This is a genomic window from Paraburkholderia metrosideri, from assembly GCF_904848625.1.
In the GTDB taxonomy this organism is placed as follows: Bacteria; Pseudomonadota; Gammaproteobacteria; order Burkholderiales; family Burkholderiaceae; genus Paraburkholderia; species Paraburkholderia metrosideri.
Genome location: NZ_CAJHCP010000001.1, coordinates 132,397 through 151,496, shown reverse-complemented (window position 1 = coordinate 151,496; position 19,100 = coordinate 132,397). Strand labels below are relative to the sequence as shown.

General features: G+C 63.4%; 16 protein-coding genes. 6 read left to right on the top strand and 10 right to left on the bottom strand.

Annotated features, from left to right (window positions below):
* Positions 1-23: 23 nt before the first annotated feature.
* From LMG28727_RS00635 to LMG28727_RS00610, 6 genes are all read right to left on the bottom strand, one after another.
* A complete protein-coding gene (locus LMG28727_RS00635) occupies positions 24-815 on the bottom strand; it encodes an ABC transporter ATP-binding protein (RefSeq protein WP_201640392.1) in 792 nt (263 codons plus the stop codon).
* A gap of 120 nt (positions 816-935) precedes the next feature.
* A complete protein-coding gene (locus LMG28727_RS00630; protein WP_201640391.1) occupies positions 936-1,649 on the bottom strand; it encodes an ABC transporter permease in 714 nt (237 codons plus the stop codon).
* Positions 1,650-1,655: 6 nt separating this feature from the next.
* Positions 1,656-2,345, bottom strand: a complete 690-nt coding sequence (locus LMG28727_RS00625) for an ABC transporter permease (protein WP_201640390.1) — start codon at positions 2,343-2,345, stop codon at positions 1,656-1,658.
* 336 nt (positions 2,346-2,681) lie between these two features.
* Positions 2,682-3,635 (bottom strand): patatin-like phospholipase family protein, encoded by a 954-nt coding sequence (locus LMG28727_RS00620; RefSeq protein WP_201640389.1) that lies wholly within the window; start codon positions 3,633-3,635, stop codon positions 2,682-2,684.
* Between the two features lie 48 nt (positions 3,636-3,683).
* Positions 3,684-4,208, bottom strand: a complete 525-nt coding sequence (locus tag LMG28727_RS00615) for a hypothetical protein (protein ID WP_201640799.1) — start codon at positions 4,206-4,208, stop codon at positions 3,684-3,686.
* Positions 4,209-4,884: 676 nt separating this feature from the next.
* Entirely contained in the window at positions 4,885-6,489 is a 1,605-nt protein-coding gene (locus LMG28727_RS00610) for a rhodanese-related sulfurtransferase (protein WP_201640388.1), read from the bottom strand.
* Positions 6,490-6,977: 488 nt separating this feature from the next.
* Here LMG28727_RS00610 and LMG28727_RS00605 point away from each other — a divergent pair, with 488 nt between their 5' ends.
* Positions 6,978-7,973: an LLM class flavin-dependent oxidoreductase gene (locus LMG28727_RS00605; protein WP_201640387.1), complete on the top strand. Its 996-nt coding sequence runs from the start codon at positions 6,978-6,980 to the stop codon at positions 7,971-7,973.
* A 90-nt stretch (positions 7,974-8,063) separates the two neighbouring features.
* Here the strand turns inward: LMG28727_RS00605 and LMG28727_RS00600 are convergent, their stop codons facing one another.
* Entirely contained in the window at positions 8,064-9,188 is a 1,125-nt protein-coding gene (locus tag LMG28727_RS00600) for an alpha/beta fold hydrolase (protein ID WP_201640386.1), read from the bottom strand.
* A 541-nt stretch (positions 9,189-9,729) separates the two neighbouring features.
* Between LMG28727_RS00600 and glgC the strand changes: the two genes are divergently transcribed.
* The 3 genes from glgC (at position 9,730) to pdxY (ending at position 13,865) form a co-directional block, all read left to right on the top strand.
* Entirely contained in the window at positions 9,730-10,995 is a 1,266-nt protein-coding gene (gene glgC / locus LMG28727_RS00595; RefSeq protein WP_201640385.1) for a glucose-1-phosphate adenylyltransferase, read from the top strand.
* Positions 10,996-11,239: 244 nt separating this feature from the next.
* Positions 11,240-12,700: a glycogen synthase GlgA gene (gene glgA, locus LMG28727_RS00590; RefSeq protein WP_201640384.1), complete on the top strand. Its 1,461-nt coding sequence runs from the start codon at positions 11,240-11,242 to the stop codon at positions 12,698-12,700.
* A 298-nt stretch (positions 12,701-12,998) separates the two neighbouring features.
* Positions 12,999-13,865, top strand: a complete 867-nt coding sequence (pdxY, locus tag LMG28727_RS00585; protein WP_201640383.1) for a pyridoxal kinase PdxY — start codon at positions 12,999-13,001, stop codon at positions 13,863-13,865.
* A 14-nt stretch (positions 13,866-13,879) separates the two neighbouring features.
* Here pdxY and LMG28727_RS00580 read toward each other — a convergent pair whose 3' ends face one another.
* Positions 13,880-14,236: a hypothetical protein gene (locus tag LMG28727_RS00580; RefSeq protein ID WP_201640382.1), complete on the bottom strand. Its 357-nt coding sequence runs from the start codon at positions 14,234-14,236 to the stop codon at positions 13,880-13,882.
* Between the two features lie 217 nt (positions 14,237-14,453).
* Here LMG28727_RS00580 and LMG28727_RS00575 point away from each other — a divergent pair, with 217 nt between their 5' ends.
* Positions 14,454-14,915 (top strand): hypothetical protein, encoded by a 462-nt coding sequence (locus LMG28727_RS00575; protein WP_201640381.1) that lies wholly within the window; start codon positions 14,454-14,456, stop codon positions 14,913-14,915.
* 791 nt (positions 14,916-15,706) lie between these two features.
* Positions 15,707-16,858, top strand: a complete 1,152-nt coding sequence (locus LMG28727_RS00570; protein ID WP_201640380.1) for a branched-chain amino acid ABC transporter substrate-binding protein — start codon at positions 15,707-15,709, stop codon at positions 16,856-16,858.
* Between the two features lie 84 nt (positions 16,859-16,942).
* Here LMG28727_RS00570 and LMG28727_RS00565 read toward each other — a convergent pair whose 3' ends face one another.
* Together LMG28727_RS00565 and LMG28727_RS00560 are read right to left on the bottom strand one after the other, a co-directional pair.
* Positions 16,943-18,880: a DUF3857 domain-containing transglutaminase family protein gene (locus LMG28727_RS00565; protein WP_201640379.1), complete on the bottom strand. Its 1,938-nt coding sequence runs from the start codon at positions 18,878-18,880 to the stop codon at positions 16,943-16,945.
* A complete protein-coding gene (locus LMG28727_RS00560; protein ID WP_201640378.1) occupies positions 18,877-19,098 on the bottom strand; it encodes a helix-turn-helix domain-containing protein in 222 nt (73 codons plus the stop codon). The genes LMG28727_RS00565 and LMG28727_RS00560 overlap by 4 nt, the downstream gene beginning before the upstream one ends.
* Positions 19,099-19,100: the final 2 nt, after the last annotated feature.

Genomic DNA, 19,100 nt, shown 5'->3' with positions numbered 1-19,100 from the left:
CAACGGCTGCAGGAAACCGCGCGTTACTTCAGGCTGCCGGATAGAAACTGCTTGAGCCGTTCGCTGCGCGGCGTGGTGAGCACCTCGGCGGGCAGCCCTTCTTCTTCGGTGCGCCCCTGATGCAGGAACATCACATGGTTCGACACGTTGCGCGCAAAACCCATTTCGTGCGTGACGACGATCATCGTGCGGCCTTCTTCGGCGAGCTTCTGCATCACCTTCAGCACTTCGCCGACCAGTTCGGGATCGAGCGCGGAAGTCGGCTCGTCGAACAGCATCACGTCGGGATTCATTGCCAGAGCACGCGCAATCGCCACGCGCTGCTGCTGACCGCCCGACAGATGCGACGGATACTGCTTTTCCAGACGTGGCGCGAGACCCACCTTCTCCAGATACTCACGCGCAAGCTCTTCCGCTTCACGACGCGGCAAGCCAAGCACGTGAATCGGCGCTTCGACGATGTTCTCGATCACATTCATGTGCGCCCACAAATTAAAGTGCTGGAACACCATTGCGAGCTTCGTGCGGATGCGTTGCAACTGCTTGTGATCCGCGACTTCGAGATTGCCCGCGCGATCGGGCTTCGTCTTGACTGCTTCGCCGTCGACGATGATCTGACCGGCGTTCGGCCGCTCCAGAAAATTGATGCAGCGCAAGAAGGTGCTCTTACCCGACCCGCTCGCGCCGATGATGCTGATCACGTCACCCTTGTTCGCGTTCAGCGACACGCCCTTGAGCACCTCGTTGTCGCCATAGCGCTTGTGGATGTCCTGTACGGCGAGCTTGCAAGCTTCGGTTTGAGTCGTGTGGAGCAAGATGCTCTCCCTTTGAAAATGCGGATCAATCCTTGACGGCGTGCCTATCGACAACCAATACGTCACGCCCCGATGCCAACCGATGTCGACCGACGTCGACCCACGTCGACGTCATACACGTCAATGCGTGCGCACCGCCAGGTAAGCCAGCCAGTGACGCTCGGCGCGGCGGAACAGCGCTACCAGCGCAAACGACACCACCAGGTAGATCAGCGCCGCGAGCCCGAACGCATTGAACGATTGATAGGTCGCCGAATTCGCGTCGCGAGCGACCTTCAGGATGTCGGGTACCGTGGCCGTGAAGGCGACCGTCGTGGCGTGCAGCATCAGGATCACTTCGTTACTGTACAACGGCAACGCCCGGCGCAGCGCGGACGGTATCACAATGCGCCGATACATCGTGAACCAGCTCATCCCGTATGCGCGAGCCGCTTCCACTTCGCCATGCGAGGTCGAACGGATCGCGCCCGCGAAAATCTCGGTCGTATAGGCGCACGTGTTCAACGCGAACGCGAGAATCGCGCAGTGAAACCCGCTGCGGAAAAACGCGTCCAGCAGGTTGTGCGAGCGCACGAAATTCAGGCTGTAGATGCCGGTATAAATCAGCAGCAACTGCACGTAGAGCGGCGTGCCGCGAAACACGTAGGTGTAGATTCGCACCGGCGTAGACAGCCAGCGGTTCTTCGACACGCGTGCCACAGCCAGCGGAATCGCGCACACGAAGCCGATCGCAATCGACGCGACCAGCAACCACAGCGTCACCGCAAGACCCGACATGCGCTGACCGTCCCAGTACAGGAACGCGCGCCAGAATTGATTGAGGATATCGATCATGGTCTGTCAAAGCTCCGCGTGGCGTACGCCAATCGAATAGCGCCGGCCCAGCCAGATCAGCACGAGATTCGATACCGACGTGATCGCCAGATAGATCAGCGCGGCGACCAGGATGAAGAAGAACATGTTGAAGGTGCTTTTGCCCGCGTCCTGCGCGGCTTTGACGATGTCGGCGAGACCGATGATCGACACCAGCGCGGTAGCCTTGACCAGCACCTGCCAGTTGTTGCCGATGCCCGGCAGCGCGAAGCGCATCATCTGCGGAAACAGGATGCGGGTGAACACGCGTGCGCCGCTCATCCCATACGCGCTGCCCGCTTCGAGCTGGCCACGCGGCACGGACAGAAACGCGCCACGAAACGTCTCGGTGAAATACGCGCCGTAAATGAAGCCGAGCGTCAGCACACCGGCCACGAACGGGTCGATATCGAACTGCGGCAGATTCAGCGCGTCGGTCAGATTGTTGACCGCGATCTGGATGCTGTAGAACAGCAGCAGCATCAGCACGAGATCGGGCACCGAGCGGATCAGCGTCGTGTAGCCGGTCGCTATCGCTCGTAGCGGGCGGTTGAACGACAGTTTCGCCGCCGCGCCCGCGAGTCCGAGCAGCACGGCCGTCGCTAGCGACAGAACGGATAACTCGATCGTCTGGATCGTGCCGGCCAGCAACACCGGGCCAAAGCCGTATAGGAACACGCTTGTCTCCATCCAGGTTTATTGAGGATGTCACGGACGAAGTCGACGTGATCTGGCGTGCTGCACGCAGCGCTGGCCCCTCGACTCATCCGGCATGGCGCGGAGTCTCGCAAGCGAAAATCAAATGCTCAAATATGGGATGGCCGCCTTGCTGCATCGCAGCATTGCGCTCCAGAGCGCACTGCGACGCCCCTGGCGCTTGGTTTTACGGGAGATATGTCTTTGTAAGCCGCGTCGCGGGCGGCAGGCGCCGCCGCGATTTAGCAAGTTTCGGGTCGCTTTTTCGATAGACCGCGCGGGCCTTCGCAGCCCGTTCGAGCCGTGATCAAGCCCGCATTAATCCATTCCCAGCCGCGCGCGGATCGCCGGCAGCATGTATTCGACCGCCGCGCGCCCTTCCTCGATAGCCGGTGCCGCGCGGTGAAAGTCGAAGATCCCCATGCCGCCGAGGCGCGGTTGAATCAGGATATCCGCCGGTTCTCCCGCCAGACGGCTGCGCGTGATCCGTACCTGCATGATGTCGATGCTTTGCGCGACCGAACTCAGCATCGACGGCACGCGTGCACTGCGCGGCGGGGCGACGCGCACGTCGTCGGTGACGCGCGCGTCGGCGGGTGCGAGCCAGCGCGGCCACGGTTTGCCGTTGCGGCGCAACGCGACCTGCGGCGGCGCGCCCGGATCGAGCGCGGGGGTTTCGACCACCGCGCCGCCGAAATCGCGGCCATTCAGAATGTCGTTGTTCAGATCGATGGCGATCACGCAGTCCGCGCGCATGCCGCGTGCGACCGACACCGGCACCGGATTGCTCAAACCGCCGTCCACCAGCCACACGCCGTTGTGCCAGACCGGCGTGAAAATGCCGGGAATCGCAATCGATGCGCGCACCGAGTCGATCGTGCTGCCGTCCTGAAGCCAGATTTCGCGGCCCGTATCGAGTTCGGTGGCGACCGCCGCGAACGGCATTTTCAATTGCGCGATCGAGCAACCCGCGAATTTTTCGGCAAATAGCTGGATCACCTTGCGCCCGCCGAGCAGCCCCCCCGAAATGCGCAGGTCGAGCAACCGCACCACCGTTTGCCAACTGAGCCGCGACACCCATTCTTCGAGCCAGTCGAGATCGCCGTTTGCATACACGGCGCCGACCAGCGCTCCGATCGACGTGCCGCACACCACGTCGGGCTTGATTCCCGCGTCATGCAAAGCTCGAATTGCCCCGATGTGCGCCCAGCCGCGCGCGGCGCCACCCCCTAACACCAGCCCGATACGGCTGTATCGACGTCGACGTATCATTTTGTTACCCCGCGTAGTTCCCTGCTTCGTTCCGTGCGTAATTGCCTGTTACCGCCCGCGAATCACGTCTGAGCGCGATGTCGTGTACACCTTCTCGTTTCGATCGAAATGCACGTTGAAGTAGCCCTCCTCGGTGACGCCGCCTTCGCGCCACTTCCAGCCCCACACCGTCTCCGGTTTGAGCGGATACACCGCCACCTGACCCGGCTTGCCTAACAGGCGGCGCACTTCGTCCTCGCTCATGCCCAGGTGGATCTTGCCGAAATTGGCGGCCGTCAGCACCTGGGTGATAGCTTGCAATTTACCGTCCCGGTCGATGTCGACCATGTACGTATTCAAACCTTGGGGACCACGTGGATATTCGAAACGTTTCGAGCCGTCGGTAAAAGTGCGCTCGGTTTCCGGCCGGCCCATCTGGTCGCGGATTTGCGCTTCGGTCGTCACGCCCGGTGTCAGGTCCTTGAGCAGGAGCGCATCGGGCTTGATGGCGTTGAAGAATTCTTTGAGTTTTTGCACGGCCTGGTCGCTCTGTTGTTCGTTGCAGCCGGTCAGTGCGATGCATCCGGCCAGCATGGCGGCAGTAAGCAGTTTGAAGCCCACAGCGAGTTTCCTGTTCAGGCGCGCACCCGAACCCTGCGCGCGGTTTGGTAGGTTGCGGCGTGCGTTCCCGAAAGGGCTTTTTTCAGGGGTTTCCACAGAATAACCGCGCGCCGCGAAAACGGCGAGCGAGCTGCGCACAATGGCAACACCGTGCCGCGGCTGGCGGACCGAAAATCGGTGAGTGGGGAAAAGCTGTAGCAGGCGTCGCTCAAAACGCCGCTTTTGCTGCGGAAGGACGAGTGCTGTGCGATGAAGGTTGCGGCACGCGCGTCGCGCGTCTGATGAGCGAGTCTAAAAACGTCGCCACAAGCAAAAAGGCGACGCTGAACAACGCGTCGCCGGATCGGTCGATATGGTCAACCGGAAATGAAAGCGGCTAAAAAATATCCAGCAAGCCGCCTGACTCGAAGCAACTGGGACGACGCGCAGCGGTCCGGTTCCGGCGAAGCGGTGAGCAACCTTGGCGACTCACCTTGCGCCATCGACGGAATGGCAAACCGCTGCTTGTATGGCCGCCCTGGTCCCTCGATAAGCCGTGCTAATGGCGTTAATCTAAACGGATTGCAGGCTTTAGACGAGAGCGCGTTTACACCGAATTGGCAGATGATTTCGCTATACCGCAGTGCGTTGGCGGCGCCCGATAAATCAATCAGATCACCCGAAAACGGTGGGTGCCGTCCCGTTCCAGTTGCGCGACGAGACCCTCCTCCCACTCCAGATAGGCGCTCATTGCCTCGAGCGTGTTATCGGTGCCTTCGTAAGGACGACGGTACCGGTCGATACGCGGCGAGGCCAGCCGCGTCTCACCGCTTTCAACCGGCAAGCCCGCGTCGACCCACGCCGCTGTGCCGCCCGTCAGCACCTGCACGGGCCGTCCGGTCAACGCTGCGACTTCGGGCGCGGCAAAGCGTGCCAGCAGACTGCTGCCGCACGTCACGACGTAGCGTTGCGCATCGGGCAACTCGCGCAATACGCTGTCGAGTTGAGCGCGAATCACAAACCACGCGCCGGGAATATGGCGCTTAACATAATTCGCACTGGACGTGAAATCCAGCACCACCGTGCCGCGCGATTGCAGCAGCGTGGCGAGATCGGCTGCGGCGATTTCGTCGACGGCGGGCGCAGTGGGTGCGAGCCGCGCCGCCGGCGCCGGACCTTTCTCGGCGAAGTCGGCGGGCATCAGGCCATCCACGACATAGACCTCGAGGTTCATTTGCGCGAGCCAGGACGCGCTCATGTTCGCGCGCACGCCGTCGTTGTCCGCGAGGATCACGCGCGCGCCGCGAACCGGTGCAAACATCTCGGTTTCCTGCACCAACTGGCCGCCGGGTGCGCTACGAAAACCGGGCACATGCCCCGCTTCGTATTCTGCCGGCGAACGCACGTCGAAGCGATACACGGTACGCACCGCTTCGCCGGCCCAGCGGCGTGCCTCGTCGCGTGACGTGCGACCCACCCGCACGCGATCGGCGAGCGAGCGCGCCGACTCCGCCGCGGCCAGACGCAGCGTGTCGCCGACGGCTGTCGGGTCAAACCGGCGCGAACTGCCGTGCGCGAGCGGCTGACCGGCCAGCGTCCAGCCAATCGTGCCGTTGCGCAACGCTGCGACCGGATTCGGCACACCCGCATTGATCAGCGACTGCGCCCCGATGATGCTGCGGGTGCGCCCCGCGCAATTGACGATGATTCGCGTGGCCGGGTCCGGCGCGAGTTGCTGCGCGCCCAGCACCAGATCCGCCCCTGCGACGCTGACGCTGCCGGGAATATTCATGGTCTGATATTCGTCGAAGCGGCGCCCGTCGAACACGACGATATCGGCTTCACCATCGATCAGATCCTGGACCTCCTGCGCGCTCAGCAACGGCGTATGCCGCACCTGCTCGACCAGTTCGCCGAACGCCTTGCCCGGCACGTTGACGTCGCGGAACAGTTCGCCGCCGGCCGCCCGCCAGCCTTGCAGCCCGCCTTCGAGCAACGCGACATCGGTATAGCCCAATTCGGTCAGACGCTTGGCCGCGCGTTGTGCGTAACCTTCGCCTGCATCGAACAGCACGATCGGCACAGCGAGACGCGGCAGACGCAGCGGTGCGTCCACTTCGAGCCGCGACAACGGCAGATTTGCGGCAAACAGCGGATGACCCTGTGCGTGCGGGTCCTCTTCCCGCACATCGAGCAGCGCGATTTCTTCGCGTTCAAGCAACGACGCGCGTACATCTTCGAATGATCGGGTACGAAACTCTTTAACGAAAGTCATGAGATAGCAGACTCCTTCGAGGTTCTTCGAAACAATTCATCTGCGTGGGCGACACATCGTGCGAATCCCCTGGGAAACTTGCGGTTGCTGCCGCCAGGATCAATCGCGCGTGTCACCGCACCAATGCTTTAACCGTACACGTGATTGCCGATCTTCGTACGATCGCCAGAAGACGTTTCCTGCTCTTATGTCGTCGTTCGACGAATGGCTCGACCCACGTGAACCGTCCCACTCGATACGGTTGAGCGCGTGCAATTTTCGCGCCACGCCGTTTGCTCGTCGTGGCGCGCAACTGCATAGCGGTTGACGACGGGTTGACGACGATTGATTGCCGCAGTCCTCATACAAAACTGTGGCGTCAAACCACGCCGTTGCAAACAAACCCCCTTCCGCAAACGTGGGCATCCGCGCACCGTCAGCAGAAAAGCGAAACCTTTGCCACAATGCGCCATCGCGTGAAAACGCCCGAAACAGCAAGTGAACAGACAATGATCCCCTTCTCAGTCCTCGACCTGGCGCCAGTCAACGCGGGGGCGACGCCCACCGATGCCTTCAGGAATTCGCTCGACCTCGCGCAGCATGCGGAAAGCTGGAACTACCGCCGCTTCTGGCTAGCCGAGCATCACAACATGACGGGAATCGCGAGCGCGGCGACCTCGGTGGTGATCGGCTATGTCGCCGGCGGCACGAAAACCATTCGCGTCGGTTCGGGCGGCGTGATGCTGCCGAACCACGCTCCGCTTGTGATCGCGGAACAGTTCGGCACGCTCGCGTCGCTCTATCCTGGCCGGATCGACCTCGGTCTAGGCCGCGCGCCGGGCACCGATCAGAACACCGCGCGCGCGCTGCGCCGCGATCTGCAAAACAGCGCGGACTCGTTCCCCGACGACGTCGTCGAATTGCAGCGCTATTTCGCCGATCCGGTGGAGGGTCAGCGGATTCGCGCAGTGCCGGGTGCAGGGCTGCATGTGCCACTGTGGCTGCTGGGTTCGTCGCTGTTCAGCGCCCAGCTTGCGGCGGCGCTTGGCCTGCCGTTCGCCTTTGCATCGCACTTCGCGCCCGATTACATGCTGACGGCGTTGCAGGTGTATCGCGCGCAGTTCCGGCCGTCCGCAACACTCGATAAGCCGTATGCGATGGTCGGCGTCAATCTGTTCGCCGCCGATACCAACGACGAAGCGCAGCACCTGTTCACGTCGCTGCAGCAACAGTTCATCAACTTGCGGCGCGGCACGCCGGGGCAGCTGCAGCCACCGGTGGACCGGCTCGCGGCTTCGGAGATGGAGTTGAACAACGTCGCGCATTCGCTTGCCTGCACTGCAATCGGCGATCGCGACACGGTACGCGAAGGTCTGAAGTCGATCATCGATCAAACCGGCGCGGACGAATTGATGCTCACCGCGCAGATTTATGACCACGAGGCGCGGCTGCGGTCGTTTGAGATCGGCGCGCAGGTGCGGGAGGAGTTGGGTTCGAGCAAGTAATTGCGGCGCAGGCTTGCAAACAGGAAGGGCTGCCCGTGGGCAGCCCTTCCTGTTTTGGCTAACCGGTTACGGTTTCGGGTCCAGTCGCCTTCACCGATTCGCTGGCACCGCCGCCATCCCATCCAGCAGTGCCTTATGGAACGCCTGTGGGTCCTGCATCTGCGGCGCGTGTCCCAAGCCGGCGAATTCGACCAGCGTCGCATGCGGGATCGCTTTCGCGGCTGCCTTGCCCAGTTCCGGATAATGACCAAGCTTCGCCCGCACGTCGGGCGGCGCCGCGTCCTTGCCGATCGCCGTGGTGTCCTTCTGGCCGATCAGCAGCAATGTCGGCATGCTCAACTGCCCCAGCTCATACACCACCGGTTGCGTGTAGATCATGTCGTACAGCAGCGCGGAATTCCACGCGACGACGTCCTTGCCCGGCCCACGGTACATCCCCGCAAGCATCTGCACCCACGGTTCATAGTCGGCGCGCCACTGACCCGCGTAGTAAGTGGCTTGCTCGTAGCGGCGGATGCCGTCGGCGGTCGTCTTCAGTTCGCGCTCGTACCACTGGTCCACCGACAGCGACGGCACGCCCTTCGCCTTCCAGTCCTCCAGACCGATCGGGTTCACCAGCACCAGTTGCTGCGTGGCATGCGGATACATCAGCGCGTAGCGGATCGCCAGCATGCCGCCGGTCGAATGACCGATCATCGTCGCGTCGGTCACGCCCAATGATTCGAGCAACGCATGGGTATTGCGTGCCAGTTGTTGAGAACTGTACTGGTAATGCTCGGGCTTGCTCGACTTACAGAAACCAATCTGGTCCGGGGCGATCACCCGATACCCCGCATCGCTCAGCTTCTGGATCGTTGCGTCCCACGTCGCCGCGCAGAAGTTCTTGCCGTGCAGCAACACCGCAGTGCGGCCGTTCGGATGCGCCGGCTTCACATCCATATACGCCATCTGCAGCGCGACCCCTTGCGACGTGAAGTCGAAACGCTCGACCGGCGCGGGATAGGTGAAGCCCTGCAACTCCGGGCCGTAGGCCGGGCCGCTGTTATCGGCCGTCGCCACCGACGCGGCACTGGCCGCCACGGGACTCGCCTGACTCATCGCCGCAGCCGCGGCGGCACTCGCCGGGGTGGCGGCTGACGCAGAGGATACGGCGGGCACGACAGCCCATGCGCAGACACTCAACAGGGCAAGCAGGCAATGGCGGCGAAAATTCATCGAGAATGTTTTGCAAAAATAAAGCTGCGAAGAACCGGCGGAGAATGCGTGGGCCGTCCGGCGCACGCCTGGAGCGCTCGATTCTACGACGCACACGCCAGACCGTGCCGCCAATCGGGCAGACATGGGCCGCGGTGTTCTCTTCGATCCACCCAGGCGGCCTCCCTGGCGTCTGATCGCCCTGCCGTTTCGGCCACAACCGCGCTTTCCTCCGCGTTTCTGCGGTGGCACGCATATTGCGACGCTCCAACTTGCCGTCTATGTGTCGCGCCGCACGGATGACCGCGCTGCAACAGCCGATCGTCTGCAATTGGGTTGATGGGCATGCATGCGCAAAATTCGGGCTTCGCGCTCGCGGCAATTCGGTGCTAGAACTACCTGACGGGTTCGCGAAGACGAGCCGCCTGGCAGCACGAATCATCGGCGCAGAACCGGCGGTCCGGCGGTCCGGCGGTCCGGCGATTCAATCGATCAGAAAAGACCCAAGAGACCAGCAGCAGACAACCAGATCATCCGGGGCATACTAATCGTGGAGACAGACATGGACACCCCGTCACGGCTGAACGATGTGCAACGCTCAACCCTCGCCATCGTCCTCGCAGGCGGCAGAGGCACGCGGCTCGGGCCGCTCACCAACAAGCGCGTGAAGCCCGCGGTGCACTTCGGCGGCAAATACCGGATCATCGACTTCGCGCTGTCCAATTGTCTGAACTCCGGCATACGGCGCATTGCGGTGGTCACGCAGTACAAGGCGCACTCGCTGTTGCGCCACATGCAGCGCGGCTGGAGTTTCCTGCGCGGCGAATTTGGCGAATTCATCGACCTGTGGCCGGCGCAACAGCGCGTGGAAGGCGCCCACTGGTATCGCGGCACCGCCGACGCGGTGTTCCAGAATCTCGACATCATCCGTTCGATCCGGCCGAAATACGTGGTGGTGCTGGCGGGCGACCACATCTACAAGATGGACTACACGCGGATGATCGCCGATCACGCGGAGAGCGGCGCGGACTGCACGGTCGGTTGCATCGAGGTGCCGCGCATGGACGCGGTCGCGTTCGGCGTGATGGCGGTGGATGAAAACCGCCGCGTGACCGGTTTCGTCGAAAAGCCCGCCGACCCGCCCGCGATGCCCGGCCGCCCGGACATCGCGCTCGCCAGCATGGGCATCTACGTGTTCAATGCCGATTACCTGTATTCGCTGCTCGAAGAAAACATTTCGTCGATCGATACCGACCACGACTTCGGCAAGGACATCCTGCCGCGCGTCGTCACCCAGGGCACGGCGATCGCGCATCCGTTCAGTATGTCGTGCGTGTCGTCGGACCCTAGCGTGGAGCCGTACTGGCGTGATGTCGGCACGATCGACGCCTACTGGGCGGCCAATCTCGACCTCGCGTCCACGATTCCTACGCTCGATCTGTACGACCGCAACTGGCCGATCTGGACTTATCAGGAGCAGTTGCCGCCCGCCAAGTTCGTCCGCGATATGAAGGGCTTGCAGGGCTCGGGCAACAATCTGATCGTCTGCGGCGGCTGTGTGATCTCGGGGTCGCAGATCTCGCGCTCGGTGTTGTCGTCGAACGTCAAAGTGAGTTCATTCTGTAATATCAATGAGGCAGTCTTGTTGCCGCAGGTGACGGTCGGCGCGAGTTGCCGGTTGCAGAAGGTGGTGATCGACCGCGGCTGCGCGATACCGGACGGCACGGTGATCGGCGAAGATCCGGTTGCGGATGCCGAACGCTTCTATCGCACCGACGACGGCGTCGTGCTGGTGACGCCCGAGGCGTTGCGGCCGAAGTCGAAGTAACACGCGCGTGATTCGCTGACCGGGCATGGCCGCTCGCTGTCGAGCGGCGACAATGCACCGGTTGCGTGCATGAAGGCAGCCACCGGCGACGCTTCGCACGGCGCACGCTGCGCACGCAACGCAGATCGCCGCGTCGCCGCAACGGGCTGTGAGCACCTGCAACCGGCTGTCGACAACGACAAACCGCACCGAACACGCTGCATTTGAACGAGCACCACCGACCCACCGGAGTGAGACCTGGCCTATGACGATTCGCGCGTTGCACGTCGCAAGCGAGCTGTATCCGCTGCTCAAAACGGGCGGTCTCGCCGACGTCGCGGGCGCGTTGCCGCCCGCGCTGATCGAGCGCGGCGCCGATGTGCGGGCGCTGCTGCCCGGCTTTCCAGCCGTGCTGGCCGGTTTGACCGATCTGCATCCGGTCGCACAACTGGGGCGCCGCTTCGACACGCCGGGGGTCACGGTCGAACGGGGCACGCTGCCGTCGAACGGTCTGGTCGTCTACGTGATCCGCGCCGAGTCGCTGTACAACCGGCCTGGCAATCCGTATCTGAACGACGAGCATGTGCCGTACGGCGACAACGCCCAGCGTTTCGCGCTGCTCGGCTGGGTCGCGGCGCAACTCGCGCAGCAACTGGATCCGGCGTGGTCGGCGCAGATCGTCCACGCGCATGACTGGCACGCGGGGCTCGCGCCGGCCTATCTGAAAGCGGCCGAACGTCAGCATGGCCGGCCCGTCGCGCGCAGCGTCTTCACCGTGCACAACCTCGCGTATCAGGGCGTGTTTCCGGCGCATCAGTTCGGCCAACTCGGCTTGCCGGATGACTTTTTCAACATCTCCGGCATCGAGTTCTACGGACAACTGTCGTTTCTCAAAGCGGGCCTTTTTTATAGCGACCGCATCACGACCGTCAGCCCGACTTATGCGCGCGAGATCCAGACGCTGTCGCAGGGCGGCGGGCTCGATGGCTTGCTGCGGCACCGGTCGCACGATCTGAGCGGCATCCTGAACGGCGTCGACTACGCCGTCTGGAACCCCACCGACGACGCGCTGCTCGACACCCACTACAGCGCCACGCGCCTTGCCGGCAAGTCGGCCTGCAAGGAAGCACTGCAAAAACGCTTCGGCCTTGCGCAGAAAAGCGACGCGCTGCTGTTCGGCGTCGTCAGCCGCCTGACTGAGCAGAAAGGCCTCGATCTGCTGCTAGGCGGTGTGCCCGAGATTATCAGGCACGGCGGCCAACTGGTCGTGTTCGGCACCGGCGATCCCGCGTTGGAGAATGGTTTGAAACGCGTCGCGCAGTCGCATCCGGAGTCGGTGGCGGTCGAACTGGGCTTCGATGAAACGCTCGCGCATACGATCGTCGCGGGCAGCGATGTGATCGCCGTGCCGTCGCGCTTCGAGCCGTGTGGACTCACGCAGTTGTATGCGCTCGCGTATGGCTCACTGCCGCTGGTGCATTGCGTCGGCGGTCTCGCGGATACGGTCGCGGATGCCTCGCTGGAAAATCTCGCTGACGACCTCGCCACCGGTTTCGTGTTCGAACGATTCGAACCCAAGGGGCTGGCGGCGGCCATCCGCCGGGCCTTCGCGCTCTACGACCGGCGCACCGAGTGGAAGGCGACGCAACGCCGCGCGATGCGTCAGGATTTCGGCTGGGGCGCGTCTGCCGAGCGCTATCTGGCGCTGTATCGCGAGTTGATCTAAGCGCGCGCGAGGCGCTCCGGGGCGCCGTCTCCCGCCGACTGGAATGCTCGCCGCCGCTGTTTCGCTAACCCGCCCGCCCCTCTTGCATCTGATGGTTAGACGCAACAACACGGGGACGGATCAACTCGCGCGCGTCAAACTCCTGTATTGTTTCCTGACGATGCAAAGCGTGCATTTTTCCTGCACCATCATCTGAAGCAGTCCTGTTGCGTGGGACGACCAGTCAATCGTGGCTCGTCAACGCGGCGCACCCTACCGTTCTCTTTATTCGCGCACTCCCACCGGCGCGAGCGACACCATGACAAAAAGCGTTCTGAGCATCCAGTCCCATGTTGTCTTCGGACACGCCGGCAATAGCGCTGCGGTATTCCCAATGCGCCGGCTCGGCGTCAACGTGTGGCCGCTCAATACCGTACAGTTTTCGAATCACACGCAATATGGCCACTGGAGCGGCAGCGCAATCGACTCATCGCAGATGGAAGATCTGGTCGAAGGCATCGGCGCCATCGGCATGCTGCCGCGTTGCGACGCGGTGCTGTCGGGCTATCTGGGCACGCCGGAACAGGCACAGTCGGTGGTGGAAATCGTCAAGCTGGTGAAGGCCGCCAATCCGCGCGCGTGGTATTTCTGCGATCCGGTGATGGGCGCCGCGACCGGCTGCAAGGTCGAACCGGGCATCCAGGAATTTCTCGTGCGCACCATGCCCGAGGTCGCCGACGCGATGGCGCCGAACCACACCGAATTGCAACGTCTCGTGGGCCGTGAAATCGAAACGCTGGAAGAAGCGGTAGCCGCCTGCCGCGAGGTGATCGCGCGCGGACCGAAGCTGATGCTGGTCAAGCATCTGCTGGATCGCAACAGTCTCGCCGACCGCTTCAACATGCTGGTCGTCACCGAGCGCGAAGCATGGATGGCGCAGCGCCCGCTGTATCCGTTCGCGCGGCAGCCCGTGGGGGTCGGCGATCTGACCAGTGCGGTGTTCGTTGCGCGCACGCTGCTCGGCGATTCGGTTCGCGCGGCGTTCGAGCATACGGTGGCGGCGGTGAACGCGGTGGTCAAGACGACCTGGCAGGCTGGACGGTACGAGCTCGAACTGGTGGCCGCGCAGAGCGAGATTGCACAGCCGCACGAGTGGTTCGACGCGTGGGTCGCGGAGACAGCGTAGCGCGCGGGTTGCGATCAATCCTGGGCAGTGGCGGTCGGTGCGCGGTTGCGGTTGCGGTTGCGGTTGCGGTTGCGGTTGCGGTTGCGGTTGCGGTTGCGGTTGCGGTTGCGGTTGCAGTTGCGGTTGCAGTTGCAGTCGCGGTCGCAGTTGCAGTTGCAGTTGCAGTTGCAGTTGCAGTTGCAGTCGCGGTCGCGGTCGCAGTTGCAGTTGCGGTCGCAGTTGCAGTTGCAGTTGCAGTTGCGGTCGCGGTCGCGGTCGCGGTCGCGGTCGCAGTCGATGCTCGATGCTCGATGCTCAATTCCGATCAAACCCGGGCAGTCGCGTTCTGTCCAGGCCGCGTCGCGGACCGCGACTTTTGCGGCGCTCGCCACCCGCCCCCGCCCGCCCGTTACGCGCGCGGGTATCACGCCTTTGCGCGTGGCTTCGATGGCGTTCCGCGGATACGCCACGTCACTGAACGGACAGCCGGCGCCTTGATAGTCAGCCAGCCGTCCTATAATGCGTGCCGCGTGGACGAGGCGCCTGCCCCCTCCACATCGCATTTCTTACGCATCAGGCATTCCGCAGAATTCAGCAGACGAGGCATCGATGGACGGTTATATCCGCAGTGAGCGGGAAGAATTTTTTGAGCAGTTGTGCATGAGCGTCGACGCCGACGAAGCGCACGAACAGGAAGCGATCGAGTATTTCGAGAACCAGTTCGACCAGGCCGACTTCGATCCCGCGCAATGGCTCGACATCGCGTTGTACTACTCGCCGGCCGTGGCACGCGGCATCGTCGAGATGGTGACGGCGGACGACAAGGCGCGCAGCAATATCGCCGAAGTGATCGCCGACAATCTCGACATCTCGTACGGCGAGGACGAGTGCCAGCAGTTCGCGGAGACTATCGAATTCGCGCTGAACAACGGCGTGCCCGTCGATCTCGACCTGGTGCTCGACGGCTGCCAGCGCGCGATCGACGATCTCGACACGTGGGCCGACGACGAAACCAAAGCACCGTTGCTGCGTCTGCGTGAAGAGTTGTTGCGTCAGCAAGGCGAACACTGAAAGCAGCGGACTCACGCTTCGACGCTGGACCGTAAAACCAGCGATGTGTTTCAGGCGCACTCGCGCGGACAGGGTTCCGCGAGTGCGCCGTGATTGGCGCTGCGCTCGCGCGCGGCGTTAGCTTCGTATCTCTCGTCCCCTCGTCCCCTCGTCCCCTCGCACCCTCGTCCCTCGTACCCCTCGTACCCCTCGTCCCTCGTCCCCCCTCGTCCCCCTCGTCCCTCGTACCCCTCGTCCCTCGTCCCCCCTCGTCCCCCTCGTCCCTCGTCGCTCATACCCCTCATACCCTCGTTACTTTCGTTACCCTCGCTCTACTCCCGCGCTAAGTCCGCTTTACTTCCGCACTACTCCGGCACTACTCGCGCAATCCCCCCGCCCCCCACCACCGCCCCCCTTACCTCGTCATCCGCTCATCCCCCGCAGGCCCCCGCCCCCGCCACGCTTCTTAAGCATGTGCCGCAATCCACACTCCCCGCATGCGGCCGCCAGTCTGCCCGCAGCCACGCCGTGCACCCTATGCCGAAATGCTCATTCAAAGCGCCTCGAATTGCCAAGACGACGGCAAATTGGCTTTCTATATTCGCGCCAGATTGACCGTCGCGTGATGCCAATAAACGTCACCCGGCGACGCTAGAAGACTGCGCGTATTCCACCATTGTTTATGGCGACCGATCATCCGTAGGCTCTCGATGTGCGCGACGAACCGCCGACCTCGCCCCGACTCGCGCATCGACCCAGCGTTACCGCCTTGCCGCTTTCACACCCTGAAACTGTCGATGGAAGGAGAGACCATGAGTCTTCGCTACACGCTGAAACCGCTTGCCCTGTTAGTGGGCGCCCTGTTCGCCGTTGCGCCGCCAGCCAGCTTCGCCGACGACCTGCCCGTCAAGATCGGTTTCGCCGCGCCGCTGACGGGCGCCAACGCGGGCTACGGCAAGGATCTGGAGAACGGCGTCCAGCTCGCGATCGACGAAGCCAACGCGCAGAAGATCAAGATCGGCGACAAGGTCGCGGTGTTCCAGATCGTCTCCGAGGACGATCAGGCCGACCCGCGCATCGGCGTGCAGGCGGCGCAGAAACTGGTCGATTCGGGCGTCGCGGTGGTGGTGGGCCACTTCAATTCGGGTACGACAATTCCCGCGTCGCAAGTGTACGAACAGGCCGGCATTCCGGTGATCGACCCGGCCGCGACCAATCCGATCATTACCGGACGCGGCTTCGCGAACACCTTCATGGTGATTTCCACGGATGCGCAGAACGCCGGCAACGCCGGCACGTACGCAGTGGACGTGAGCAAAGCCAAACGCATCGCGATCATCGACGACCGGACCGCGTTCGGCCAAGGCGAAGCGGACGAATTCGAGAAAGCGGTGAAAGCGCGCGGCGGCAACATCGTCGCGCATGAGTACACCGACAATCACGCGGTCGATTTCAGCACGCAGATCACCAAGATCAAGGGCACCAATGCCGACCTGGTGTTCTTCGGCGGACTGGATAACCAGGCCGCAGGCTTCGCACGACGGATGAAGCAGTTGGGGCTCAACGCGCAGCTGGTGGGCGGCGGCGGCGTGATGGATCCGGACTTCATCAAGCTCGCCGGCGACGCAGCGGAAGGCGCAATGGCCTGGGAATACGGCCGCCCGCTCGCCCAATTGCCGGGCGGCAAGGACTTTTCCGCGAAATTCAAGAAGCGTTTCGGCGTGGATATCCTGTCGTACGCGCCATTCGGCTACGACGGTGCGTGGGTCGCGATCAAGGCGATGGAGCAGGCCAAATCGACGTCGCCGGCGGTCTATCGACCGGTGTTGAAGGCGATCGATTACGACGGCGTAACCGGCAAGATTTCGTTCGACAACACCGGCGCACTGAAGAGCGGCGCGTCCACGCTGTATCAGGTGAAGAACGGCGTATGGGTGCCGATCGTGACGAAGGGCGGCAGTTAAGCTCAGGGTGGGTTGTGAAAAAGAGGCCCTGGCTGCGGGCGGGCCAGGGTCTTTTTCAAGCCACGCTACGTGAGCGCGCTCGCACTACTTCGGATTCGCCACCTTCACCACCAGTTCGGCGTCGAGATCGCGCTCGATCCGCACGAGGTCGTCCTTCATGTCGGCGAATTCCCCGGCTGAACACATCTGATGGCCGAACGCCGCGTGCAATTGCCGGTTGACCTGCAACACCCGCGTCGCCGGATCGAAAACATAGCGCGACGAAAAGGTCAGAAAGCGGTCCTCCACCGCCATGCCGGACGGTAAATCCGTCACGCGGACAAAGCGCGGCAGCGTCATCTCCAGCGTCTCATCAAACTCTCCGCCGATGCAGGCCCACGCCTGCGTCCGGGCAGGCTCGGCAAGCCATCCCTGGACCTGCGATCCCATTCCGCCAGAGAAGCTCGTCAAGGTGGGCACCGCCGTCGTGCCGTCCTTCCACACGAAGTGCGCGACGTCTCCCTGCATCGTTGTCGCAAAGGGACCGTCAGTCGCGTTCACGTCGTCGGTACGCAATTGCGCGGTGCCATGAAATCCCGTCAGCAACAGACGGTTCGCCGCGATCTGCTGGATGCGCTGCCGGGTCGACCGCCGGAACGTATTGCGCTCGATTTCGGCGGTAAACCCGGCGTCCTCGACGCGATACGCGTAGTGGGCCGCGCCGCTCTCGTCGACGTCGATCTGCACGCGCGCCGAGCGCTCACGCGATTGGGTGGCGGGCGTGCGTGACAGCACGCCGTCGTCCACCAGCAGCACCGGACGGTCCATCACGGCCACCGGCAGATAGCCGAAGCCGGTGCCGCCCGCGGTCGTATCGGCGAATAACGACAGGTCGGGAATCCACACGATCGCGTGATTGATCGCGCTCGCCCCGTAACCGGGCACGTCAGGCAGGCTGTAGTACGGCCCGAGATTCAGCAACACCGCCTCGCTGCGGATGCCGACCGCCGCCAGCAACGCGCTATACAGCGCGACGTGGTCCTTGCAGTCGCCGTACCGGTTACGCAGGATGTCCACCGCCTTGTGCGGGATCGCCGCCGTCTCGCCGAGAAACAACGCCACGTAGCGAATATTCATACGCATCCAGTCGTACAGCAGCCGGGCTTTCGTGCGCGGGTCGGCGGCGTTGGCGGTCAACGTCTGCGCAAGCTGGACGATGGCGGGATCGTTCATCGTCGGGTCGATTGCCGGCCCGCGATAACGCGCGGCGAAGCTCGCGAAATCCGGCACCGTCGACACCATCAGCCGGTCGCCCCAGTTCGCATAGCCGACCGCGCCCGCTTCGAGCGGCGCGTAGGGACCGTGGCTGTAGTCGAACTCATAGCGGGTGCGGCCGTTGGCCGTGACCGGCGGCCTCGCGACATAGCCGCGCGCGTCGGCGTAAAGCGGAACCTCGGCGGGCAGATCGAAGATCAGGCGCTGCATCTCGACAGGGTCGCGAGTCGGCTCGACGAGGTACGCGAAGGTGCCCGCCTGCAACGGCTTGGTGCGCGTCTTCCGGAACGCCAGATGCACGCGCGAGCCCGGCTCCACGCCGGGGAAGATCACCGTGCGCAGCACGCCGTCCTCGAAACTCGGCGCGCCGGCCGAGCGCGGCTCCTGCACGTCGCGGATCGCCTCGGGCCCGACCGGATGCACGACGCCGTTCGGATCGACGGTTTCCGCGCTGAGCAGTTGCACCTGCTCGATGTCCTTGTTGAACCACACGTAGCGTTGCGCGATATCGTCGACGCCGCTGGTCGTGTTGGCCCGCAGTACCGTGTCGTCGTGCTCTTCGATCGAGCCGTCTTTCTGGATCGTGAACAGATGGACGTCGCTCTCCATCGTGGAGGGCGCAAGGTCGTCAGCAGAGGAAGGCGAGACGATGCCGTGGTTATCGTCGGCGATGACGGCGCACGAGTACGTCAAGAGCACCAATGACGCCACCCGCACAGCACGCGCCCAACCCGCGGCCAGCCTGACGAACGCGCCGCGCCCCGTCATGAACCGCGTGCCGTGCCGCGTGTACGCCAGACACGCGGACTCGCGGAGCATTCCGCACGGAACGCATGATTGAAAGTCGACAGATCGTTGAAGCCGCAATCGAACGCCATGTCGACGATCTGCCAGTGGTCGTCGCGACGGCGCAGCGCGGTGGCTCGCCAACGCGTGCGCCGCAAAGATTGACGCGGTGTGACGCCGCTTACGCGCTCGAACGCCACGC